The sequence below is a fragment of the Pelomonas margarita genome (genome assembly GCF_043555875.1).
In the GTDB taxonomy this organism is placed as follows: Bacteria; Pseudomonadota; Gammaproteobacteria; order Burkholderiales; family Burkholderiaceae_C; genus Pelomonas; species Pelomonas margarita.
The window spans coordinates 174,494-197,831 of sequence record NZ_JBIGHW010000005.1 but is presented as its reverse complement, the minus strand read 5'-3'; the positions used below and the strand labels follow the sequence as shown (position 1 = coordinate 197,831).

Below are 23,338 nucleotides of genomic sequence, written 5' to 3'. Positions count from 1 at the left end.
AAGGGCCACGGCGGCCCTGCAGAGGGTCATGGCTGTTTGTGCTGCCATTTGGCACCTCTGCCTTTGCCATTTGGTTCAATCAAGCCTTCAGCCTTCATGGCGCGGAGAATCACCCGCACCATGTCGCGGCTGACGCCAGGACAGGCTTCCTCAATTTCCGAGATGGAGAAGGGCAGCCGGCGCTTGAGAATCTCCGCGCGGACACGGTCGCCCTTGGCTCCGCGCCCGCGTTCGATGGTGCCCACCCGTTCTTCAAACTCTTTATAGGCGCGCAACAGGGCGCCCCAGAAGTAATCCAGCCATGGGGCGATGTTGTGGGCAGCGTCGTGCCAGTGCTGCGAGCTGGCCTCCAGCGTCTCGTAATAGCTTTCTTTCGATTCCTCGAAAATCCGCTCCAGGCTGATGAAGCGGCCCACGGCGTAGTCGAAGTGGTAGAGCAGCTGCAGTGTCAACAGTCTCGCCATGCGTCCGTTGCCATCCGGGAACGGATGGATGCAGAGGAAGTCAAGGACGACCAGCGGCACCAGCACCAGCGGATCGGCCAGATGTTGATCCAGCGCAGTGCGGTAGCGGGCGATCATGTCTGCCATCGCCATGGGCGTTAGATGCGCGGCCACCGGCCGAAATCGGATGCGCGAACTGCCATCAGAGTGGCGCTCGATGATGTCGTTGTTGGTCGCCTTCCAGTGCCCGCCTGGTTGGGGCATGTAGCGATACAAGATGCCGTGGAGCTGCAACACGGTGCCTTCCGAGAACGGCATCTGGTCCCCGCTTTCGTGGATCAGGCTCAGTGCGTCGCGATAGCCCGCCACCTCTTGTTCGGATCGGCTCTGCGGCGCGGCGTTCTTGAGCACCAGTGACTTGAGTCGGTGCGCCGCTACGACCACGCCTTCTAGGCGGTTCGAAGACTCGGTCGATTCCACTACAGCCACCTGGCGCAGGTCGCTCAAGACTTCTGGCGACTGGGCGACATAGAGCTGCTGCTTGCCCCGGTACTCACCGAGGGCGCGCAGCGTCGCCAACTGCTGCGTATCGAAACGTAGCTTGGCGAGGTAGTCGGGCGAGAGCGAGTGCATGCAGCATCATCCAGGCAGCGAAGAATGGGGTAATGCTACAGTGAATTGGGGTACATGAGTCTCTGATTACCCCAATAAATCGATCAATACCTCATTCTTTGAGCCTGCTGCAGCCTAGAGCGAGGCCTTCCCTTCGGGCCCTCATCCCTCCAGGGGCTGTCACAGCGCGTGTCGGCCAAAGGCCGTGAGTCGAGCGGCGGGTAAGGTGAGGTGTATCTCCCTGAAGTGGACTTCGGAGCAAGGCAGCGCGCACTTCGTTCGTCAAGAAGGAGTGAATTCTTGCGTGCTCACTGAGAAGCCAGTTCTTTGATGTCCGCAATGCGTTGCAACTGCTGCAAATACTCTGGGTGACTTTTGGCTAGCCATCGAACGACCGCGGCGTTTTCCAGCAAGGACGCCCCGATATGGGTCTTGATAATCTCCAGTTGAAGGCTTGCAGGGCCGTACCCTTCCTCAAGTAGTCGTGTATCGGCCTGCGTGGCCGCCAGTTCGCGCTCCAGACGCTGAAGGGCTTCAGTTGGCCCCCCGCGCTGTGCCTTGGAGGTCGCTTCTTCCGTCAACTGATCTGCGGGAGTCATTTGCAGCATCGCGGTTGCCAGCTTGATGGAGTAGTTGCCAAGATTGACCATGGCTTGTGCCACGTCGATCTGGCGAAAGGGCTTCATCTGCCTGAGAACACGGAACATGCCATAGGTTGCCGGTTTGTCCGCCAGCAGCGCCACGGCTTCGGTGCAAATACCATCAAGTAACCGAAACTTCTCACGGATGGCGCCAGGGGAAACATTCAGTGCTTCTGCCAGTTGCTGTACGGAAACCCCGCGCTCGGCGGCGCGCACGATCATGCGATGTGCCTGGACGACAGAAAGCCGGTTCACCCGTTTGTTGTAGGTATAGCCTTCGTCATCTGTGGAAATCAGGCACAACACGCGTTGTGCACCCAAGTCGCGCAAAGCTTCTAGCCGCATTCGGCCGTCGAGCACGATGAAAGTACCCGTCTGCTCACGGTTGAGGGCCACGACGACCGGCTCGACCAACCCTATCACTTGAACTGAGCTGCGAATCTGCAGGTACATCACCGATTCCTTGATGCCGCCCGGCAATGGAATCGGGCAATGGATCTGATCTAGAGGAACTTCCACGCAGTCGCGTTCGAACCCCAATCGGACCTGCTTTTGCGCCATCTTCGTCATCGCCCCAGTCCTCCGCGAGGTAACAAATCGGCCAAAGGCTGCGGAACGCTGGTGAGCTTCTCGGTCTTGAGGAGTGCGCAGAATTCCTTGTTTGCAAACAGCTCCTTGAAAATCTGCCGGGCCAGCAGAAGCGACTGTTGTGTGTACTCGGATTTTTTTTGAATCCGTCGGTGCATCTCCACGTCCCGCTTGTACAGCTTCGCCAGTTCTTCTGGCGTCATTGGCTTGCGAGTGGAGGCCTTGGCGAAACTGTTGTTTCCCTTCTTGCCGCTGCGGGTGCGCTGCTCCAGTATCTTGCGCACGATGGTCACCTTGCGGCCTTTGAGATCACCGCTTTCATAGGCGTCAAGCAAAAGTTGCTGTGCTTCGCTGTCGCTGGATCGGGAAATGCTGACGGCCAGGTGCAGCGGGATATGCCCGGCCTCGGCGGCAGCCAACAGGCGCTTTTCCCCACGCTCCAACAGGTTAGCCACGTTGTTGACCCAGGACGCCGTGCAGCCCAACTTGGTAGCGATTTCCGTGTCGCTGTAGCCGCGCTGTTTGAGCACCCGAACCTGTTCCATGGTCTCGACTGCTCTCGGCGTCCGCCGGGCGACGTTCTCCACGATGCTCATGACGTGGCCGGTTTCTTCATCGACATCCAGTACAAGAGCCGCAATCTCGCTCTGACCCAGCAATTTGCAGGACTCCAGTCGCCCCTGTCCACAAATTAGTGCGTAAGGCAGATCACCTTGACCAGGGTGGACGCGGCGGACTGTGATCGGCCGCTTTAGCCCGACTTGCTCGATGCTTTCCGTGATGGTCTTGTGAATTTTCGGATTGCGTACGCGCGGGTTTGCGATGGTGATCTCGGCGATGCGGATCATCTCGATGCGCGGCGGTGGTTTGGTCATGCGGCCTCCGACAGGGGCATCCGCCCCGCCAACTGGTAAAAGCTGTCTAAGGAATCGGTGCGATAGGCGTCCAGCGTGAAGCCGTTGTCTTCCAGTGTCGGCAGTGTTTCAGCGGAGAAGTCGATCGCGGGCAATACGTAGTAGTCGTGAGCACGCTGATTCGAGGGATCCATGCGCGCTACCACCGTGATATCTGGGTGAAGGCTTGCGTCGAACCGAATGCGCCAGCGGTAGGTTCCTGCTGGCGTCGGTTTGCACCGTGCAATGACCAGTGACGTCGTGAACTCCCCGTTGACTGTGAGCAAGTCGGTAGTCTCGTTTCTGACAGTCCAACCGCCAGACTGTTGGATACCAAAGGCCATTTCGTCTATCAGTTCAGGGTGGCGCCTCCGCAACGCGCGGTTGATCTCCAGGTAGGCGTAGTCGCGCCGAGGGGTGTAGCCGATGAGGCTGTAAGCGCGGAGCAGACTGCCGAATCGACTTCGATATGCGGAACTGGACGGCGCATCATCGTCCTCGTCGATCAGGATGCCGGAGAGTGCACCGTGTCGCTCAAGCGTTTGCCGCAGCATGCCAAGCATCTGTCCGTCGTCCAAATGGTGCGAACGAGCCGCGATGATGGCCTGCACCTGCATGAACAGAGTGACGGAAACAATCGCCTCGAATGCGCCTTCCCGACGAACCCACTGCTCCGGCGGGTTGCGAACGTGCTGAACCTTCAACTTGAAAGAGGTGCGGTTATAGACGTTGTTGCCGATGTACTTTTCGTTCGTGAGGATTTGATGAATGGTGCCGCGTGTCCACGGCGTGCCCATGTCGGAAACCAGTCCTTCCCGATTCAACACAGTGGCGATCACGCGTTCCGGCATACCGTCCTCGAGAAACATCTGGTAGATGCGGTGCACCAACGCGACTTCTTCTGGCGGACCTGGCACAAGGATGACGCGGTCCGTCTGAATGCTCTTTCTCTCGCCGCGGGAAAGCAGGCCCTTCACGTTCAGCTGTTCGTCGATGAGTTGGCGACGCAGGCCGAAGCCCGGCGTTCCACCTTGTCGAAAGCCATGCCTGACGATATTGCACGCCCCATGAAACACCTTGACGCCAAGTTCTCGCACGTATTCGGCGGCCATGCTGCGTTTGAGGCCGACAAGAACGGTGGATGAAATGGATCCATCATTGTTGAATGGCTCGGCGCAGTAAATCACCTGAATGCCGTGGCTTTTGCACGTGTGCGCGTAGGCCGCCGCTTCGTCTGGGTCGGGAAAGCGTCCCCACCGGCTGACGTCGTAAACAAGAACTGCCTGAAAGCCTGGCATTGGCTTCTGTACGTCATGAAGCAACGCCTGCAGGCCACGACGACCTTTAAGGTTCAGACCGCTCTTGCCAGCGTCCTCATAGGTCTTGACGATCCGCATGCCGTGCAGGCTGGCATATTCAGAGATTGCTGCGGCTTGGTTCTCGGTGGAATACTTTTGGTGCTCCGTGGACATGCGAACGTACTGGGCCACCGGTATCTCGGCTTCCCTAAAAAGTTCGTCAGTTGCCCCCTCGCTTCGATGACGCACCCAGTGACTCCATCTTTTTGATGCATACGGTTACATCGGTCAGACTAGTTGGAGCGTGTGACACTTCCATGAAGTTTGGCCCGCCTTGCCAGAAAATGGTGCGTGCCGGAGTCCGCGTGGCAGACAAGACATGGAGTCTGAGTTGGTCCTCCGCAACCTTCCTGATTTGCAGCTTCGGGTGGGGATGCAGACGCGTAGACTCGGCACCATCAAGTTGGTGAAAAAGAAGCCACGCTCAAGCCAAAGTCAGGGGCATATTTGGGGGCGGAGCCGGGGCAAAGGCGGGTATCCAGGGGCATCTCCCTGGGACAGAGGTGCGATCGAGGCCCCTGAAACCCCCTTGATACCCCCCGTTTCCGGTTCGAGCCCCATCAGCCACCCCAAAAAAAGCAAAGACCCGGAAGCGAAAGCCTCCGGGTCTTTTTCTTTGTGCGGCGCGCGCTCAGGCCCGGCCGAGTGCCGTGGGATTCAAGAGGCGTAGCCCAGCGGAAGCGCCGTCGTGAGCTTGAGCTCCTCCATCGCGAAGCTCGAACTCACGTCGTGCAGCTGCGTGCCGGCAATCAGGCGCTTGTAGACCTTGTCGTAGGCGGCGATGTCCGGCACAACGACGCGCAGCAGGTAGTCCACGTCGCCGCTCATGCGGTAGAACTCGACGACCTCGGGAATGGCCTGCACCGTGGCCTTGAAGGTCTCGAACCAGGCCTCGGTATGCACGCTGGTGCGCACCGACACGAACACCGTCACCCCGACGTTGACTTTGCGCGCGTCCACCAGCGCCACTTGACGCGTGATGACACCCGCTTCCTTCAGCCGCTGGATGCGCCGCCAGCACGGCGTGCTGGACAACCCCACCTGCTCGGCAATCTGCGCGACCTGTTGTTCCGCATCCCGTTGAAGGATGTCGAGAATCCTGATATCGATGGCATCCAGTTTCATATTTGAGATGCTAAGAGGAATTGGATTGCGTGTGACGCGTTGACGGGCGCCGTTTCGGCAATGTGGTGCTCTGCCGCCGTCCGCAGAATGCCGGCATGGACATCTATCTCGACGCCAATGCCACCACGCCCGTCCTGCCCCAGGCCCGTGAGGCGGCGCTGGCGGCGATGGCGGAGGACTTCGGCAACCCCAGCAGCATCCATGGCACCGGCCTGAAGGCGAGGGCATTGATGGATGGTGTGCGCGATCGCGCGCGCCGCGTGCTGGGTGCCGAGGGCGGGCGCTTGCTCTTCGTCAGCGGCGCGACCGAGGGCATACAGACAGCCGTGCTGTCCGCGCTGCTGGCGCTGCGCGACCGCGTGGATCGGCCGGCACTGCTGCTCTACGGCGCCACGGAGCACAAGGCCGTGCCCGAAGCCTTGCAGCACTGGCAGGCGCTGCTGGGGCTGAACATGCAGTTGCTGGCCATCCCGGTGACGCGGGACGGCCGGCATGACCTTGACTGGCTGCGCGCCCATGCGCCGCGGGCCGGGCTGGTGTGCACCATGGCGGCCAACAACGAGACCGGTGTCATCAGCGATCTTGACGGCATCGCCGACGCGCTGGCCGGCAGCCAGGCGCTGTGGATGGTGGACGGCGTGCAGGCGCTGGGCAAGCTGCCGCTAGCACTGACGCGGCGGCGCATTCACTACGCGCCGTTCTCGGGCCACAAGCTGTACGCGCCCAAGGGCATCGGCTTGCTGTACGTGCGCGACGGTGCGCCGTTCACGCCACTGCTGGCAGGGGGTGGCCAGGAGGGCGCCTCGCGCGCGGGCACGGAGAACATGTCAGGCATCGCCGCGTTGGGCGCTGTACTCAGCGCGCTGGAGGACGGGCGCACGTTTGCCGATGCCGCGACGCTGACGGGCCTTCGCGATCAATTGGCGGCGGCGCTGCGCGATGCCTTCCCGTCCCTGGTGTTCAACGCACCACCTGCGCTGTGCCTGCCCACGACGCTGAACTTCTCCGTGCCCGGTGTCAGCTCGCGCCAACTGCTGGACTTGTTCGACGCGGCCGAGCTGCGCGTGAGCGGCGGCTCGGCCTGCAGTGCGGCCGCCGCCCGGCCCAGCGAGGTGCTGACGGCCATGGGCCTGCCGGCTTGGCAGGCCGCGTCGGCAGTGCGGCTGTCGTTCGGGCCGGCGACAGACCCGGCCTTCATCGCCGAAGCCTGTGCGCGCATCCGGGGCTGTGGCCAGGCCTTGCGCGACAGCGGCCAGCCGGTAGCCGGCCTGACCCGCTTCGTCGTGGATGGCGCCTGTTGCTACGCCCTGGCCGATACCGCCAGCCGGCGTGCGGTGGTGATTGACCCGCTGCCGGAGCTCACCGAGCGCCTGTCGCGCTGGCTTGGCAGCCAGCAGCTGACACTCGCGGCCGTGCTCGACACCCACAGCCACGGCGATCACGCGTCGTCGGCAGCGGCGCTGTGGGCCGCGGTTGGGCAGGCGCCCGGCGACGTGGATGCACTGGGCTGGCCGCACGCGGCGGCGGCGCTCGCGCTGGGCGAGCGCTCGATCACGCGGCTGGCGCTACCCGGCCACACGCAGGATTCGACCGCCTACCTGTTGCATGACGCCACCGGCCTGCGTCACACCTTCGTTGGCGACACCGTGCTGCCTGGCGCGCTGGGGCGCAGCGACTTCCCGCAAAGCGCGCCGCTGTCCTATGCCGGTTCGCTGCAGCGCCTGGCCCAGGCCGTGGGCTTGCACGGCCTGCTGCTGCCGGGGCATGACGAAGCTGGCGCCTTGGCGACCACCCTGGCCGTGGAATGCGCTGCACAGCCGCTGCTGGCCGCGGCGCTGGCCGGGCGGCTGGATGCCGTCGGGCTGGCCCAGGCCAAGGCCCAACTGGAACAAGACCTGGCACCGACCCGGTACCAGACGCTGGCCTGCGGTGCGCGTGTGGAACCCGACCGGCCGGCGGACGCCGTGGAGCTCAGCGCGCCGGCCCTGCGCGCGCTGTTTGCGGCGCACCCCGGTCTGCGGCTGGTGGACGTGCGCGAGCCGTACGAGCAGTGCCTGGGGCTGAGGCCCGCGCTGCCGGGCTCCTGCGTGGTGGAAGCTGTGCCGCTTGGTGGCTTGCCTGATGCGTTGTCGCGCTGGTTGGCTCTGCCGGCCGGCACGCCCGTCGTGTTCTTCTGCCGCAGCGGCAACCGCAGCGCCCAGGCCGCGCGGGCCTTGCGCCGGCTGGGGTGCGTACAAGCCTGGAGCCTGGCCGGCGGCCTCGCGCTGTGGCCGCGCGCGCCAGCGTCGGCGCGGGATGCCGCGCTGGCGATCTGATCTGCCGAACAAGGCCTCCAACGCCGGCCAGTTCGGGGCTTGCGGCGCCGCTTTGTATCCGCCTCGACACACAGCGGCGACAGAGGGCTTACCTGCGCTTCCAAGAATGACGTCACCCGCTGCCGCACCGGCGGCGGCGGGGCCTCAACCTCTTTGCGAAGGAGTCACCATGAGCACGATCAGCGGCCTGGGCGGCACGAGCCGTTCCTGGCCAAGCGCCGAAAGCGGCCAGAGCCGCAAGGCCGAACACGAGGCGCGCCTGTTCGCCAAGGTGGACAGCGACGGCAGCGGCGGCGTGGACGCCACCGAGCTGGCCTCGATGCTGGAACACACGGGCCAGTCCGGCGACGGCGCCGAGCTGCTGGCCAAGATGGACGGTGACGGCGACGGCAGCCTGTCCAGCGAGGAGCTGGGCCAGGGCATGCGCGAGCTGATGCCGCCGCCGTCGTCCACGCTGGCGTTCGCGCAGTCGCGCGGCGCTGCTAACGACGAGGTAGACGCCTTCGCCGAGCTGGACGCCGACGGCGATGGCCAGCTGACGCGAGCCGAGTTCGAGGCCGGCCGCCCGGCGCCGCCGCCCGGCGGCATGCCACCCCCGGCAGCCGGCGGTGGCAGCACCAGCAGCACGAGCGCGACATCGACGGACTACGACCCGCTGGACGTGAACCAGGACGGCACGGTGTCCGAGATCGAGCGCCTGGCGGGCCAGCTCAAGGAACTGGCCGATGCGACGGCCAGCGACGCTGCGCAGGACCCCGCCACCACCGAGATCGCCCAGCTCGCGCAGAAGCTCTACGACCAGATCGCGAAGAACTGGCTGCAGAGCACGGCCACGACGGCCACGCAACTCAGCACCACGGCTTGACCGGGCGGCGTCAGAACCGGGCGGCGACGTCCTCGGCCAGCGCGAGCGCGGCCGTCAGCCCGGGCGACTCGATGCCGAACAGCTGCACCAGGCCCGGCGTGCCGGTGTCGATGCGGAAGTCCGGCGCGGCCTCGCCCGGGCCACCCAGCTTGGGCCGGATGCCGCTGTAGGCCGGCTGCAGCGCGCCGGCCGGCAGGCCGGGCCAGTAGCCGCGCACCTCGGCCTCGAACGCAGGTGCCAGCGCCGGGTCGACGGCGTAGGCCAGCGTGGCGGGGTCGGTGTCGGGCAGCCACTGCACATCGGGGCCGAAGCGCGCCTGGCCGCCCAGGTCCAGTGTCAGGTGCACGCCCAGGCCGCCGTCCACCGGCAGCGGGTAGATCAGGCGCGAGAAGGGCGCCCGCCCGGCCAGCGAGAAGTAGTGGCCACGCGCGAAACGCAAGGCCGGCGCCGGTGTGCCCAGCGACGCCGCCACCTGCGCTGCGAACAGCCCCGCCGCGTTGATGACGACCCGCGCCCCTATCGCGAAGTCGCTGCCGACCTGCAGCCGCCAGCCGTCGCCGTCACGCCGGCCGCCGGTCACCGGGCTGGCCAGCGCCAGCATGGCGCCGGCCTGCTCGGCATCGCCCAGCAGCGCCGTCATCAGGCCATGGCTGTCGACGATGCCGCTGGACGGCGACAGCAGCGCGCCTGCGGCCTGCAGCGCGGGCTCCAGGGCCAGCGTTTCGGCGCGTGCCAGCAGGCGCAGATCGTCCACGCCGTTGGCGGCGCCGCTGGCGGCGAGCGCTTGCAGCCGCACGACGTCCTCGGGCCGTGTCGCGACGACCAGCTTGCCGCAGCGCCGGTGCGCGATGCCCCGCGCAGCGCAATAGTCGTACAGCAGTGCCTTGCCGCGCACGCACAGCCGCGCCTTCAGGCTGCCGGCCGGGTAGTAGAGCCCGGCGTGGATGACCTCGCTGTTGCGCGACGAGATGCCGGTGCCGATGGCGCCGGCCGCTTCGATCACGACGACCTCACGGCCGCGCAGCGCCAGTTCGCGCGCGATGGCCAGGCCCACGACGCCCGCGCCGATGACGGCAATGTCCACTTGATCCATGCCGGTGAGCCTAGCACCCGACCCCGAGCCCGGCAGGATCCTAGAATCCGGCCACACCGCGTGGCGGTGACGTCCCGCCGAGGGGTGCTGCGACGGAGCCCGGTCTCCGCCACGCTCGGTGCCGACGACGGGACAAGGGCGCCCTCTGTGAACCAGGGCTGTTCGTGTCTGCTATCCCTCCTTCCGCGTCCATACGCACCATCCTGCCGTTGGCCTTCGTCACAGGCGTCAGCATGGCCGCGATGGATCTCTACCTGCCCGCCGTGCCCGCCTTGCAGCTGGGCATGGGTATCAGCGTGTCGTTGGCTCAGGCCACCGTGGCCGTCTACCTCGCCGGCCTGGCCGGCGCGCAGCTGCTATGGGGCGAGCTGCTGAACCGGCTGGGCCCGCGCCGGTGCCTGCAGATCGGCCTGGCGCTGCTGGCGCTGACCAGTCTGGGCTGCGCGATGGCGCCGGGCATCGAGTGGCTGCTGCTGTGCCGGCTGCTGCAGGGCGTGGCGGCGGCGGCGGCCACCGTCGTGGCGCCCACTGTCGTGCGCGCCACGCTGGGCGATGCCGATGTCGTGCGCGGCATCGCCGCCATCTCGATGGTGGAAGCCATCGTGCCGGCGGCCGGCCCCGTGCTGGGCGCGCTGATGCTGCAGGTGGTGGACTGGCGCGGCACCTTCTGGGTGCTGGCGGCGCTGTCGCTGCTGGTGTTGCCCTGGGTGGTGAAGATCGCGCCGCGCGAGCTGCCCGGGCTCAACCTTGACCACGATGCCAGCTACGCCACCATCCTGCGCAACCGCAGCTACCTGCGCCTGGCCCTGTCGCATGCGCTGTGCATCGGCGCGCTGCTGACCTTCCTGGCCAGTGCGCCGCAGCTGCTGCACCACGCGCTGGGCCTGGGCCCGCAGGCCTTCCCGCTGCTGCAGGTGCTGGGCGTGGGCTCGTTCATGCTGGGTGCGTCGCAGTCAGGTCGGCTGTCAAAGCGTCTGGGCCATGCGCGCATCGTGCGGCTGGGGGCCTCGCTGCAGGTACTGGCCTGTGGGCTGGCGCTGGCCGGCGCCGCTTTGGGCATGCTGACCTACGCGGCGGTGGCGGCCTACTGGATGTGCTTCTGCGGCGCGTTGGCTCTGCGGGGGCCGGCCACCTTTGTCGACGCGCTGGCCGTGCCGCCCGCGCAGATGGGCCGTGCGACGGCGCTGCTGGTGCTGGCGTTGCTGGCGGCCGGGGCCCTGGGCACGCAGCTGGTGGCGCCCTTCCTGGATGGCGATGCCGGCGCGGTGCCGGTGTTCTGCGGCGTGGGGCTGCAGCTGCTGGTGAGCGCGGCACTGGTGTGGCGTTATCCGGCCGTGCAGGCGGTGCCGGGGCGTGCCTAAGGCCTGATCTCGACAGCGCGAAAGCGCTGGCGCGCTTCGGGGAGGTCCTTGTGCAGCGAGCCATCGTCGCTGAGCAGCGTCAAGCGGCCGTCAGGCCAGGCGAACAGGCCTTCGGGGCGCAGGTCGCCCAGGTCCAGCGACGTGGCCTGTGGGGTGTCGCCCGCGCGCCCGGTCCAGTGAAAAAGCTGGAAGCGGCCGCCATCGCCCGGCAGGCCGGCGGCGATCAGGTAGCTGCCGTTGGCCAGCCGCTCCAGGCTGCGCACGCCCAGGCCGGCCAGATCCAGCGTGAGCGCGCTGCCGAAGCGTGCCGGCCCGCCGCCGGGCACGACGAGCTCAGCCGGGTTCAGCAGCGGGATCAGCAGCGCGCGGCCCCGGTGCAGCGGGTTGCGCAGGCCGATCAGCAGGCTGCCCTGCGGCCCTTCGGCCAGGCCCTCGATGTTGAAGCCGCCGGGCAGTTCGGGTGCCAGCCGGGCTGCGTCGGCCAGCTTCAGTGCAGCCAGCGCGGGCGATGCGATCAGGTCGTCCAGCAGCCGCGTGTAGGGCGTGCCGACGGCGCGCACGGTGGGGCCGGCGCCGATGTCGGTAGCGAAGAAGCGCTGCCGGTCCTCACGCACCTTGCCCTTGGCGTTGCGGGCATGCGAGGCAATCCAGTAGAGGCGGCTGCCGACGCGGGCTGCGCCTTCGAGGTCGGCTTCCTTGCGGGCGCCCAGGAAGGCGCTGAGGTCCACCTCACGCACCGCGGCAGGCAGGCCCCGGCGGTAGATGACGAGGCGGTTGTGCTCGTCGTTGGCGACGACGAAGTGCGCGTCGTCCAGCGCGATGCCGGCCGACGCGTCGCTCAGGCCCACATGCTGCACGGCCGAGCCGGCCACCAGCGCGAGGGCCAGCGCGGCCATCATGCAGCCAGCGGCTCGGTGCGGGCCAGCAGCCAGGCCAGTGCCGCGCCGCTCACCAGTGGCTGTAGGCGCTCGCGCACGGTGGCGTGGTAGCTGTTCAGCCAGACAAGTTCGTCAGCGCGCATCAGGCTCAGGTCGATGCAGCGCGTATCGATAGGGCACAGCGTCAGCGTCTCGAAGGCCAGCATCTCGCCGAAGGCGTTGTGCTCGGGTGTGTCGATGGCCACGTTGAGCACCAGGTTCTCGATGCGCACACCCCACTGGCCAGGCCGGTACAGGCCGGGTTCGATGGACGTGATCATGCCGGGCTCCATCGCCATCGTGGGCTCGGGGATGGCTTTGCTGATGCTCTGCGGGCCCTCGTGCACGTTCATGAAGTAGCCCACGCCGTGACCGGTGCCGTGGCCGTAGTCCAGGCCGTGCTGCCACAGCGGCGCGCGGGCTATGGCGTCCAGCATGGGGCTCAGCGTGCCGCGCGGAAAGCGCGTGGCGGACAGCGCGATGGTGCCCTTGAGCACCAGCGTGTAGTCGCGCTTCTGCGCGGCGCTGACGCTGCCGATGGGCCACACGCGGGTGATGTCGGTCGTGCCGCCCAGGTACTGGCCGCCGGAGTCGATCAGCAGCAGGCCGTCGCCGTCGATGTGGGCGAAGGACTCGGGCAGCGCGCGGTAGTGGGGCAGGGCGCCGTTGGCCTGCCAGCCGGCGATGGTGGAGAACGACAGCCCCACGAAGCCGGGGCGCTTGCGGCGCGCGGCGGTGAGGCGCTCGTCCACGTCCAGCTCGCTCCAGCGCTCGCCACGCGCGAGCGAGGCCTCGAACTCGGCGTAGAACTCGCACATGGCTGCGCCGTCCTCGGCCATGGCCTGGCGGATGAAGACGGCCTCGGCCGGGGTCTTGCGGCTCTTGAACAGCGTGCTGGGGTTGATCTGCTCGATCAGTTTCACGCCGGCTGGCGCGGCCTCACGCAGGCCCAGCGTGACGCGGCGGGGGTCGATCAGCAGCGCGGCCTGCGCCGGCAGTGCGGCCAGCGCGCCGGCAGCCTCGCCGTACGGCGCGAGCTGGATGCCGTCGGCCGCCAGGCGCGCGCTCAGGTCGGCGGGAACCTTGCCGTCGGCGATGAAAAGGCGGCCACCGGCCGCATCCAGCAGCAGGTGGGCGATGAAGACGGGGTTGCACTCCACGTCGCTGCCGCGCAGGTTCAGCAGCCAGGCGACGTCGTCGACGGTGGACACCAGGTGGTGCGTGGCGCCGATGCCGGCCATGGCCGCGCGCACGCGGGCCAGCTTGTCGACACGCGTGACGGCGGCCTGCGGCGGCAGGTGCTCGTAGACGGGCTCGGTGGGCAGGCCGGGGCGGTCGTCCCAGGCCTGCTGGACCAGGTCCAGGTCGGTGCGCAGCGCAACGCCCTTGGCGCTCAGGCCGGCGCGTAGCGCCTTGGCAAGCGCCAGACCCAGCACCTGGCCGTCGACGGCCAGGGCCTGACCGGGCTGCAGGTGGGTGGCGATCCAGTCGATGTACTGCGTGGAGGCGCCGGACGTGGTTTTCTCCAGCGCGATGCCGCTGCCGGCCAGCTGCACCTCGGCCTGTGCCCAGTAGCGGCTGTCGGCGAACAGCGCGGCGCCGTCCCGCGTGACGACCAGGTTGCCCATGGAGCCAGTGAAACCGGAGGCCCATTCCCGGCCCTGCCAGCGCTGCGGCAGGTACTCGGAGAGGTGCGGGTCGGCGGACGGCACCAGCACGGCGTGGGTGCCGGTGGCGATCAGGGCATCGCGCAGGCGTTCGATGCGTAGGCGGGTGGTGGAGGTTCGGGCGTCCATGGTGGCGGACCTTGTCGGCAGCAACGGTGCGCCGATTCTAGGTTTGGGCCCTCAGAGCTCCGTTCGTAATGCCCACAGTTCCGGGAAGAGCACCACCTCCAGCATCTTGCGCAGGTAGCTGACGCCGCCGGTGCCGCCGGTGCCGCGCTTGAAGCCGATGACGCGCTCCACCGTCGTGACATGGCGGAAGCGCCAGAGCCGGAACGCATCTTCCAAGTCCACCAGCTCCTCGCCCATTTGGTAGAGGTCCCAGTGCTGCTGCGGCGCGCGGTAGACGGTGAGCCAGGCGTCCTTGACGCCGTCGGCGGCGGCGTAGGGCTGTGTCCAGTCGCGCTGCGTGTGCGAGGCCGGCACGGCGATGCCGCGGCGGGCCATCAGCTGCAGCACCTCGTCGTACAACGACGGGGCCTCGTAGGCGGCCTGCACCTGGGCCAGCAGGTCGGCGCGGTGCTCGTGGGGCTTGAGCATGGCCGGGTTCTTGTTGCCCAGCATGAACTCGATGCGCCGGTACTGCGCGCTCTGGAAGCCGCTGCTCTTGGCGAGGTAGGGACGGATGGCGCTGTACTCGGGCGGTGTCATCGTGGCCAGCACATCCCAGGCATGCACGAGCTGTTCCATGATGCGCGAGACGCGCGCCAACATCTTGAAGGCCTCGGGCAGACGTTCCGCCGCGACGTGGGCGACCGCCGCCTGCAGCTCGTGAAGCATCAGCTTCATCCACAGCTCCGAGGTCTGGTGCTGCACGATGAAGAGCATCTCGTTGTGATCGGGCGAGAGCGGCGTCTGGGCGTTGAGGATGGCGTCGAGCTGGAGGTAGTCCCCATAGCTCATGTCGCGCGAGAAATCGAGCTGCGCGCCGTGGTGTTGCACTGTGTCGCTCATGTCAGGTCACTTTGGCGCGGCTGGTGAACTCGGGTGCGTTCCAGGCGCCCGAGGTGACCACGTCGGCCAGCGCGTCCACGCCCTGCACGACGTCGGCGAAGCTGTTGTACAGCGGTGCGAAGCCGAAGCGCAGCAGCTCGGGGACGCCGGCGCGGAAGTCGCCGATGACGCCGCGCGCGATCAGCGCCTGCATGACGGCATAGCCGTCCACGCCCTCGGGCAGGGACAGCGACACCTGCGAGCCCCGTGCGGCGGCATCGCGCGGCGTGTGGATCTCGGCACCGGGCACGCGGGCATCCACGCCGGCGATGAAGGCCTCGGTCAGCGCCAGCGACTTGGCGCGCAGCGCACGCATGCCGCCCCGCTGCTGCGCGGCGTCGTAGACGTCCAGCGCGGTGTCCAGCCCCGTCATGGCCAGCACCGGCGGCGTGCCACATTGGTATTGCTGGATACCGGGCGCCGGCAGGTACTCGCTGTCGAAGTCGAACGGATGCGCGTGGCCCAGCCAGCCGGTCAGCGGCTGGAACACCTGTCCCTCGTGGCGCGGGTGCATCCACACGAAGGCCGGCGCGCCGGGGCCGCCGTTGAGGTACTTGTAGCCGCAGCCGATGGCGAAGTCCGCCGCGCAGCCCAGCAGGTCCACTGGCACGATGCCGGCGCTGTGCGCCAGGTCCCACACGGCCAGCGCGCCGGCCTGTTGGGCCCAGCGGGTCAGCAGGCCCATGTCGTGCATGCGGCCGCTGCGGTAGTTCACGTGCGTGAGCATCAGCACCGCGCAGCGCTCGTCCAGCAGCGCGGGGATGTCCTCTGGCGTCTCGGCCAGCACCAGTTCGCCGCCATGCGCGCGCACCACGCTCTGCGCGATGTAGTTGTCGGTCGGGAAGTTGCTGCGCTCGCTGACGATGACGCGGCGCTGGCCCTGCTGCAGCTGCAGCGCGGCGTGCAGCACCTTGTAGAGGTTGATGGAGGTGGAGTCGGCCACCAGCACTTCGCCGGGCCGCGCACCCAGCCACGGGGCCAGGCGGTCGCCCAGGCGGCGCGGCAGGTCGATCCAGCCGGCGCTGTTCCAGCTCTTGATGAGGCCCTGCGCCCACTCCTGCGTCACTGCGCGCTGGATGCGCTCGGGCGTCGCCTTGGGGCAGGCTCCCAGCGAGTTGCCGTCCAGATAGGTGATGCCCTCGGGCAAGGCAAACAGCTCGCGCAGGCTGCGCAGCGGGTCGGCGGCGTCCAGCCGCTTCGCGTCGTCGAGATTCATGGCAGTTCCCTCAGGATGGCGCGCACGGGAGATGCGCAGGCGCCTTGGAGTTTGAGTGGCAGCGCGATCAATTCATAGTCCCCCGGCGGCACGTCGTCGAGCACCAGGTTTTCCAGCACGCGCAGGTCCAGCCGCAGCAGTTGCTGGTGACTGTCCAGCGACTTGGAGCTGGCGGGGTCGACGCTGGGCGTGTCGATGCCGATCAGCCGCACGCCACGCGCCGCCAGCCAGGCGATGGCCTCGGGGGCGAAGGCCGTGAAGTGGTCGTTCCACACGGTGTCGGCGCGCTCGCAGCAGCGCACCAGCACGCGGGTCGGCAGGTCGGCGCCAGCGTGCTGCAGGTGCTCGACCGTGATCAGCGGCGCGGCGCCCAGCGCATGGATCACGCGGCAGCGGCCGAGGTAGGTGTCCAGTGGCACGTCGGCGATGTCAGGCGCGCCGTTGGCGTAGTGCAGCGGTGCGTCGGCATGCGCGCCGACATGGGGCGACATCGTGATCGCGCTGAGGTTGACCGGGCAGTCGTGCGACAGGCGTGCGGTCCAGTCGAGGCGATAGGGGGCGTCGCCCGGAAAGATGGGCGCATTGGGGGCGACGGTGGGCGAGATGTCCCACAGGCGTGGGGGCGGGGAGGCGGTGCTGCTGCTCATGGGGGCGGCACCTTAGCGCCGGCGTCGGGTGCGTGGTGTCGGTTATTTCCAACTGCCTGGCTGGCGCGAGCCGGCGCGGCGCGCTCAGGGCGGGCGCGCGGACAGGAAGCGCTGCCGCAGCACGGCCGCAGTGTCAGCGCGCCAGGCCGCGAACACGGCCGAGGGCTCGATGGCTTCCACCAGCGGCCTGAACACCGCGCCCTGCACGCCCGCGCGCTGGAAGGCTGCGGGCACGATGCTGACGCCCAGCCCCTGCGCCACCAGCGACACCACCGACAGCCAGTGCCGGCCCTCGTGCTGCAGGCGCGGGTAGAAACCGTGCCGGCGGCAGATGTCGACGATGCGGGCGTGGTAGTCCGGCGAGCCCTTGCGGGAGAACAGGATGAAGGGCTGCTCGCCGAGGCTGGGCAGCGCGATGCGGGGCTGCGTCGCCAGCGGGTGCGCCGCGGGCAGGCAGGCGACGAAGGGCTCGGTGTAGAGCGCCGCCGAGGCCAGCGCGGGCGGCAGCCGGTCGGTGTGCACCAGGCCCAGGTCCAACTCGTCGTGCAGCAGTGCGTCGATCTGGTCCTGCGAGTTCAGCTCCACCACGACCACCTCCACCTTGGGGTGCGCGGCCTGGAACGCCTTGAGCCAGCCGGACAGGTCGTTGAACAGCGTGGAGCCGACGAAGCCAAGCCGCAGCCGCCCCACCTCGCCGGCCTGCACGTCGCGCGCCAGCGCGCAGGCGCCCTCTGCGCGGTCGATCAGCGCCTGGGCGCTGCCGCGAAAGGCGGCGCCGGCCGGCGTGAGGCGCACGCCCTTGCTGTCGCGGTCGAACAACCGCGCGCCCACGCTGGCCTCCAGCTGCTGGATGGCGACCGACAGCGGCGGCTGCGAGATGGCCAGGCGCTGCGCTGCGCGGCCGTAGTGCAGCTCTTCAGCCAGAGCGAGGAAGTAGCGCAGGTGGCGGAACTCCAGCGAGCGGATGGCCTCTATAGGCATGGCGAATCGTGAAAGTGGATTCTTGAATTGGACACGAATCGTTCGCGGCGGAATACTGGCGCGGCTGCGCAGGCCCACCGCCTGCGCCATCATCAGTGCCTGACTGCAGGCCCCACGATTACACGGAGACCGCCATGGCCCACAAGGCAAGCTTTCACTGGGACGACCCCCTGCTGCTGAACGCGCAGCTGAGCGACGAGGAGCGCATGGTGCGCGAGGCCGCCGCGGCCTACTGCACCGACCAGCTGCGCCCGCGCGTGCGCGAGGCCTTCCGCCATGAGCGCACGGATCCGTCCATCTTTCGCGAGATGGGCGAGCTGGGTCTGCTGGGCCCCACCATTGCGGCCGAGTACGGGGGCGCGGGGCTGAACTACGTCAGCTACGGGCTGATCGCCCGAGAGGTGGAGCGCGTGGACTCGGGCTACCGCTCGATGATGAGCGTGCAGTCGTCGCTGGTGATGGTGCCGATCAACGAGTTCGGTTCCGATGCCACCAAGCAGAAGTACCTGCCCAAGCTGGCCAGCGGCGAGTGGATCGGCTGCTTCGGCCTGACCGAGCCTAACCATGGCTCCGACCCCGGCTCCATGGTCACGCGTGCGCGAAAGGTGGACGGCGGCTACGAGCTGACGGGCGCCAAGATGTGGATCACCAACAGCCCCATCGCCGACGTCTTCGTCGTCTGGGCCAAGGACGATGGCGGCCAGATCCGCGGATTCGTGCTGGAGAAGGGCGCCAAGGGCCTGTCGGCGCCGGCCATCCATGGCAAGGTGGGGCTGCGCGCGTCCATCACCGGTGAGATCGTCATGGACCGTGTGTTCTGCCCCGAGGAGAACGCTTTCCCCGAGGTGCGCGGCCTGAAGGGCCCGTTCACCTGCCTGAACAGCGCCCGCTACGGCATCGCCTGGGGCGCGCTTGGCGCCGCCGAGGACTGCTGGCACACCGCGCGCCAATACACGCTGGACCGCCAGCAGTTCGGCAAGCCGCTGGCAGCCAACCAGCTCATCCAGAAAAAGCTGGCCGACATGCAGACAGAGATCACGCTGGGCCTGCAAGGCTGCCTGCGGCTGGGCCGCATGAAGGACGAGGGCACGGCGGCCGTGGAGATCACGTCCATCATGAAGCGCAACAGCTGCGGCAAGGCGCTGGACATCGCCCGCATGGCGCGCGACATGCTGGGCGGCAACGGTATCTCCGACGAGTTCGGCGTGGCTCGCCACCTGGTGAACCTGGAGGTCGTGAACACCTACGAGGGCACGCACGACATCCATGCGCTCATCCTGGGTCGCGCCATCACCGGCATCGCAGCGTTTTGAGCGCCGGCCCGCGCTGCAGCGTCAGCGCGGTGCCGTCAGCTGGATCTCATACAGCCGCGGCCACAGCTTGCCGGTGACGAACAGGCGTCTGGCCTTGGCGTCGTAGGCGATGCCGTTGAGCACGGCGTCCGGGTGCGGGCGCTGCGGGCCGGCGAGCAGGCCGGTCAGGTCGATCCAGCCGGTCACGCGGCCGGTCCTGGGGTCGATGCGGGCGATGCGGTCGGTCTGCCAGACGTTGGCGAGGATCTCGCCCTCCACCCACTCCAGCTCGTTGAGCTGCGTCAGCGGCCGGCCATCGGCCGTCACCTTCACGCGGCGCAGCTCCTTGAAGCTCAGCGGGTCCAGGAAGCGCAGCTCGGCGCTGCCGTCGCTCATGACCAACTCGCGCTCGTTGTGCGCCAGGCCCCAGCCCTCGCCGGAGTAGCTGAACTTGCGCCAGAGCTTGAAGGTCTTGAGGTCCAGCACGAAGGCGGTCTGCTCCTGCCAGGTGAGGGCGATGATGCGGTCGCCCCAGCGCGTGATGCCCTCGCCGAACACCTCGGGCGGCAGTTCCACGGCCTGCAGCACGCGGCCGGTCTCCAACTCGACCTTGCGGACGCTGGAGCGGCCGCGCAGGCCCGTGCCCTCGTACAAGAAGCCGTCGTGGAAGAACAGGCCCTGCGTGAAGGCGTCGGGGTCGTGCGGATAGCTGCGCACGACCTTGTAGCCCTGCACGGGCGTGGCGGCGAGCGCCAGGGGCGCGAAGGCGGCAGCGGCCAGCGCGGCCAGCAGCGCCCGGCGGCGCGGGAAGGAACTCGGTTGCATGCCGGCAGCGTAAATCAAGCGCAGGGCATGCCGGCCGTGCTGCTCAGCCGCCGAGTGCCTTGAACAGCGCCGCCTGCCGCAGCCATTGCTGCAGCCGCAGCTGAATGGCGTTTTGCTCGGCGTCCAGCTTGGCGCTGCGCGCCTGCAGCCAGTCGGCGCGGGCGATGACGCCGGTGTCGTAGCGCAGCTGCGCCAGCCGCTCGTTCTCGCTGGCCTCGCGCAGCCGGCCGGTGTTGGCGACGAGTTGCTGGCTCAGACGCTCGGCCTCGATGCGCTGGGCCTCGATCTCGGCCAGCGCCTTCTGCAGCGTGTCGCGCAGTCCCAGCGCGGCGCTGTCGAGCTGGCTGCGGGCGTTGTCGCGCTGCAGGTTCAGCCGCTGCCAGTCGATCAGCGGCACGGCCAGGTTGGCGCCCAGGTTGGCCAGCGGCTGGGAGAACCAGTCACGCGCCTGCGTGCCGCCGGTGCTGAGGCCGGCGCTGAAGCTCAGCCGCGGGTAGCGCTCGGTCTCGCTGACGCGCAACTGGGCCAGCGCCTGGTCCACGCCCAGCCGTGCGCGCTGCACGTCGGGGCGGCGGGCCAGCTGGTCGGCGGGCTCGGCCAGCCGCCAGCGCGGCGGCTCGGCCGTGGGCAGGGCGGCCTCGGGTGCCGGGCCGGGCAACGGTTCGGCCAGCAGCAGCGCCAGGCGCTGGCGTTGCAGCAGCGTGTCGGCGGCCAGGTCGGCGAGGCGGTTCTCGGCGGTCTGCACGGTGATGGCGATCTTGTCCAGCTCCACGGGCAGCAGCTTGCCTTCGCGCACGCGCTGGCGAGTCAGGCCCAGCGTTTCGCGGGTCAGCGCTAGCTGGGTCTCGGCCAACGGCTGCTGGGCACGCAGCGCGGCCAGCGTCCAGTAGGCCTCGGCCACCTGGCTGCGGATGGACAGCCGCGCCGCCTCGATGTCGGTGTGCGCCGAGTCGGCACTGGCCCGTTGCGCCGCGGTGGTGTTGGCCAGGCGGTCCCACAGGTCCAGCTCGTAGCCCACGCCCAGCGAGGCGCCGTAGCTGCGGCTCCAGCCGGTGCTGGTGGTCACGGGCACCGTGATGCCGCCGCCCACATCCACGTTGCGCGTGCTGCTCTGCGTCTCCACGGGCCGGCTGGCGCTGGTGGACAGTCCGGCGCTGGGCTGCCAGCGCAGCGCGCTCTGCTCAGCGAGGCGCTGGGCCTGCTGCCAGCGCTGGGCGGCGATGGCGATGTCCAGGTTCGCGGCCAGCGCGCGGGCCTGCAGTGCGGCCAGCGTCGGGTCCAGCAGGCCGGCCCAGTCGGGCGCGGCGTTGCCGGCGGCCTGGCTCCAGGCGGTTGGCATGGCGACCTCGGGCGCACGCGCGGCCGGCCCGTGGGCGCAGCCCGCAAGCCACAGCGCGACGGCCAGGGCGGTCAGTCTTGTCTTCATGGTTTCACTCCCGAGCCAGCGCATCGACGGGGCTGAGCGCCGCGGCGCGGCGCGCCGGCAGCGTGCCGAACACCAGGCCCACCAAACTGGACACGCCAAACGCCACGCCCAGCGCCGCCCAGCTGATGCTGACCTGCAGGTGCTGCTGGGCCGCGTTCAGGCCTTGTGCAGCCAGCCAGCTCAGCAGCACGCCCACCAGCCCGCCCAGGCAGCAGAGGACGACGGCTTCGATGAGGAACTGCAGGCGCACATCACCCTGGCGTGCGCCCACGGCCATGCGGATGCCGATCTCGCGCGTGCGCTCCGACACCGACACCAGCATGATGTTCATGACGCCCACGCCGCCCACCAGCAGCGAGATGGCCGCCACGCCGGCGAACAGCGCCGCCATGGCGCTGGTCACGCTCTGGAACTTGCGGAACTCTTCCTCGCCGTTCCAGGTGCCGAAGTCTTCGGCGCCGTGCAGCGCCTTCAGGCGGTGGATGATCTGCTCGCGAACCTGCTGAGGTGGCACCGTCAGGTCCAACAGCACGTCGAAGTTGTCGACGTCGGCGCGTGCGTCCAGCTTGCGCGAGAACGTCGTGTGCGGCAGATAGATCTGGCCCAGCCAACTGCCGAAGCTGAAGGCGCCGCCTTCGGGCGCGACGACGCCCACGACGGTGAAGGGCAGGGCGGCCACCGGTGGCGGCGTCGCGCCGGGCAACAGTGGCTGCATGTCACCGCCGCCGCCCGACATGGGGTTCACGAACACCAGCTTGCCCAGCGGCGACTCGCCCTTCTTGAAAAGCGCATCGCGCGCCTTTTCGTCCAGCACGACGACCTGGCTGCGCGTCTCGTAGTCCATCGCGGCCAGGTAGCGGCCCTGGGCCAGCTTGAGCTTGCGGGCGCGCAGCGTGTTGGGGTCGCCCGCGACGGCCTCCAGCATCGCGTCCCGCGACTGGTGGCGGGCGGTGAGCTGCATCTGGCGGTTCAGCGTGATGCCCTTGACGCCCGGCAGCGCTCGTAGCGAATCGATCTCGTTGGGCCGGAAGGGCTGCGCCACGGCACCGGGCGGCAGCGCTGGGTTGCCGCGCCAGACGGGGATGCGGCCGGAGATCAGGCTGCTGAGGTCGGTCTCGATGGAGGCCCGCGCCGCGGTGGTGAGAGCGACGATGCTGACCACCGACGCGATGCCGATGCTGATGCCCAGCATGGACAGCGCCGTGCGCAGCCGGTTGCCCTTGAGGGCCAGCACGGCGGTGGCGACGGCCTCGCGCCACTGCACCTGCAGGCGGCGCAGCCGGCCCCCTTCCTTGACCGGCGGTGCGTCGCTGGGCAGCGCGGTGGGCGGCACATGGCCGGCCGGTGTGCCGTTGTCGGCCACCACCTTGCCGTCGCGCAGCTCGATGACGCGCTGCGCGTGGGCGGCGACGCTGGGGTCGTGCGTGACCAGGATGATGGTGTGGCCACGCCCGTGCAGTTCCTTGAGCAAGCGCAGCATCTCGGCGCCAGAGGCGGAGTCCAGCGCGCCGGTGGGCTCGTCGGCCAGGATGATCTGGCCACCGTTCATCAGCGCCCGCGCGATGGATACACGCTGCTGCTGGCCGCCGGACAGCTCGTTGGGCTTGTGGTGCAGGCGCTCGCCCAGGCCCAGGCGCTCCAGCAGGGCCTCGGCGCGGCTGGTGCGCGGGCCGCTGGCCACGCCGGCGTAGACGGCCGGCAGCGCCGCGTTGGCACGGGCGTCCAGGTGGGGCAGCAGGTGGTAGCGCTGGAAGATGAAGCCGAAGCGCTCGCGGCGCAGCGCGGCGAGCTCGTCCGCGCCTAAAGCGCTGGCGTCCTGGCCGTCGATGTGGAAGCTGCCGTGCGTGGGGTTGTCCAGGCAGCCCAGCACGTTCATCAACGTGCTCTTGCCCGAGCCCGACTGGCCCATGATGGCCACGAACTCGCCGGCCTCGATGGCCAGACTCACGCCGGCCAGTGCCGGGACGTCGATCTCGCCCAGTTGGTAATGCCGGGCGACGTCTTTCAGTTCGATGAGGGCCAT

The 23,338-nt window shown here is 68.3% G+C and carries 19 protein-coding genes and 1 riboswitch; of the genes, 4 read left to right on the top strand and 15 right to left on the bottom strand.

Annotated features, from left to right (window positions below; translation table 11 throughout):
* Nucleotides 1–26 precede the first annotated feature (26 nt).
* The 5 genes from ACG0Z3_RS11695 to ACG0Z3_RS11675 all read right to left on the bottom strand — a co-directional run bounded on the left by ACG0Z3_RS11695 (nt 27) and on the right by ACG0Z3_RS11675 (nt 5,660).
* The gene (locus ACG0Z3_RS11695; RefSeq protein WP_394397663.1) at nt 27–1,076 is read right to left on the bottom strand and encodes a Fic family protein; all 1,050 of its coding nucleotides are present in this window, start codon (nt 1,074–1,076) and stop codon (nt 27–29) included.
* Nucleotides 1,077–1,363: 287 nt separating this feature from the next.
* Complete coding sequence (locus ACG0Z3_RS11690) at nt 1,364–2,266, bottom strand: plasmid partitioning protein RepB C-terminal domain-containing protein (protein WP_394397662.1); 903 nt, start codon at nt 2,264–2,266, stop codon at nt 1,364–1,366.
* The gene (locus ACG0Z3_RS11685; protein ID WP_394397661.1) at nt 2,263–3,159 is read right to left on the bottom strand and encodes a plasmid partitioning protein RepB C-terminal domain-containing protein; all 897 of its coding nucleotides are present in this window, start codon (nt 3,157–3,159) and stop codon (nt 2,263–2,265) included. Before ACG0Z3_RS11685 ends, ACG0Z3_RS11690 begins: the two co-directional genes overlap by 4 nt.
* Complete coding sequence (locus tag ACG0Z3_RS11680) at nt 3,156–4,667, bottom strand: recombinase family protein (protein WP_394397660.1); 1,512 nt, start codon at nt 4,665–4,667, stop codon at nt 3,156–3,158. Before ACG0Z3_RS11680 ends, ACG0Z3_RS11685 begins: the two co-directional genes overlap by 4 nt.
* 525 nt (nt 4,668–5,192) lie before the next feature.
* Entirely contained in the window at nt 5,193–5,660 is a 468-nt protein-coding gene (locus tag ACG0Z3_RS11675; RefSeq protein WP_394397659.1) for an Lrp/AsnC family transcriptional regulator, read from the bottom strand.
* Between the two features lie 95 nt (nt 5,661–5,755).
* Here ACG0Z3_RS11675 and ACG0Z3_RS11670 point away from each other — a divergent pair, with 95 nt between their 5' ends.
* On the top strand, nt 5,756–7,975 hold the full coding sequence (locus ACG0Z3_RS11670) for an aminotransferase class V-fold PLP-dependent enzyme (protein ID WP_394397658.1): 2,220 nt from the start codon (nt 5,756–5,758) through the stop codon (nt 7,973–7,975).
* A 169-nt stretch (nt 7,976–8,144) separates the two neighbouring features.
* Nucleotides 8,145–8,840 (top strand): XopAW family type III secretion system calcium-binding effector, encoded by a 696-nt coding sequence (gene xopAW, locus ACG0Z3_RS11665; RefSeq protein WP_394397657.1) that lies wholly within the window; start codon nt 8,145–8,147, stop codon nt 8,838–8,840.
* A gap of 10 nt (nt 8,841–8,850) precedes the next feature.
* On the opposite strand, the gene ACG0Z3_RS11660 is transcribed toward xopAW, so the two are convergent.
* On the bottom strand, nt 8,851–9,933 hold the full coding sequence (locus ACG0Z3_RS11660) for an NAD(P)/FAD-dependent oxidoreductase (protein ID WP_394397656.1): 1,083 nt from the start codon (nt 9,931–9,933) through the stop codon (nt 8,851–8,853).
* Between the two features lie 73 nt (nt 9,934–10,006).
* Nucleotides 10,007–10,084, top strand: a riboswitch (S-adenosyl-L-homocysteine riboswitch).
* 13 nt (nt 10,085–10,097) lie between these two features.
* Here ACG0Z3_RS11660 and ACG0Z3_RS11655 point away from each other — a divergent pair.
* Nucleotides 10,098–11,294 (top strand): MFS transporter, encoded by a 1,197-nt coding sequence (locus tag ACG0Z3_RS11655; protein WP_394397655.1) that lies wholly within the window; start codon nt 10,098–10,100, stop codon nt 11,292–11,294.
* Here ACG0Z3_RS11655 and ACG0Z3_RS11650 read toward each other — a convergent pair.
* The 6 genes from ACG0Z3_RS11650 to ACG0Z3_RS11625 form a co-directional block, all read right to left on the bottom strand.
* Nucleotides 11,291–12,193, bottom strand: a complete 903-nt coding sequence (locus ACG0Z3_RS11650; protein WP_394397654.1) for a DUF3616 domain-containing protein — start codon at nt 12,191–12,193, stop codon at nt 11,291–11,293. The two genes, ACG0Z3_RS11655 and ACG0Z3_RS11650, sit on opposite strands and share 4 nt — an antisense overlap.
* Nucleotides 12,190–14,007 carry an aminopeptidase P family protein gene (locus tag ACG0Z3_RS11645; RefSeq protein WP_394397653.1) on the bottom strand — a complete coding sequence of 606 codons (1,818 nt, stop codon included), beginning with the start codon at nt 14,005–14,007 and terminating at the stop codon, nt 12,190–12,192. Before ACG0Z3_RS11645 ends, ACG0Z3_RS11650 begins: the two co-directional genes overlap by 4 nt.
* 51 nt (nt 14,008–14,058) lie before the next feature.
* Nucleotides 14,059–14,889, bottom strand: coding sequence for a tryptophan 2,3-dioxygenase (kynA, locus tag ACG0Z3_RS11640; RefSeq protein ID WP_394397652.1), 831 nt, complete (start codon nt 14,887–14,889; stop codon nt 14,059–14,061).
* A 1-nt stretch (nt 14,890) separates the two neighbouring features.
* Nucleotides 14,891–16,144 (bottom strand): kynureninase, encoded by a 1,254-nt coding sequence (kynU, locus tag ACG0Z3_RS11635; protein ID WP_394397651.1) that lies wholly within the window; start codon nt 16,142–16,144, stop codon nt 14,891–14,893.
* The gene (kynB, locus tag ACG0Z3_RS11630; RefSeq protein ID WP_394397650.1) at nt 16,141–16,791 is read right to left on the bottom strand and encodes an arylformamidase; all 651 of its coding nucleotides are present in this window, start codon (nt 16,789–16,791) and stop codon (nt 16,141–16,143) included. Before kynB ends, kynU begins: the two co-directional genes overlap by 4 nt.
* An 84-nt stretch (nt 16,792–16,875) precedes the next feature.
* On the bottom strand, nt 16,876–17,748 hold the full coding sequence (locus ACG0Z3_RS11625) for a LysR family transcriptional regulator (protein WP_394397789.1): 873 nt from the start codon (nt 17,746–17,748) through the stop codon (nt 16,876–16,878).
* 158 nt (nt 17,749–17,906) lie between these two features.
* On the opposite strand from ACG0Z3_RS11625, the gene ACG0Z3_RS11620 reads away from it, so the two are divergent.
* Entirely contained in the window at nt 17,907–19,085 is a 1,179-nt protein-coding gene (locus ACG0Z3_RS11620) for an acyl-CoA dehydrogenase (protein ID WP_394397649.1), read from the top strand.
* 21 nt (nt 19,086–19,106) lie between these two features.
* Here ACG0Z3_RS11620 and ACG0Z3_RS11615 read toward each other — a convergent pair whose 3' ends face one another.
* From ACG0Z3_RS11615 to ACG0Z3_RS11605, 3 genes are read right to left on the bottom strand one after another with little or no spacing between them, the layout of a single operon-like run.
* Nucleotides 19,107–19,889: a glutaminyl-peptide cyclotransferase gene (locus ACG0Z3_RS11615; protein WP_394397648.1), complete on the bottom strand. Its 783-nt coding sequence runs from the start codon at nt 19,887–19,889 to the stop codon at nt 19,107–19,109.
* A 43-nt stretch (nt 19,890–19,932) separates the two neighbouring features.
* Nucleotides 19,933–21,315 (bottom strand): TolC family protein, encoded by a 1,383-nt coding sequence (locus tag ACG0Z3_RS11610; RefSeq protein ID WP_394397647.1) that lies wholly within the window; start codon nt 21,313–21,315, stop codon nt 19,933–19,935.
* Nucleotides 21,316–21,319: 4 nt separating this feature from the next.
* Nucleotides 21,320–23,338 (bottom strand): ATP-binding cassette domain-containing protein, encoded by a 2,019-nt coding sequence (locus tag ACG0Z3_RS11605; RefSeq protein WP_394397646.1) that lies wholly within the window; start codon nt 23,336–23,338, stop codon nt 21,320–21,322.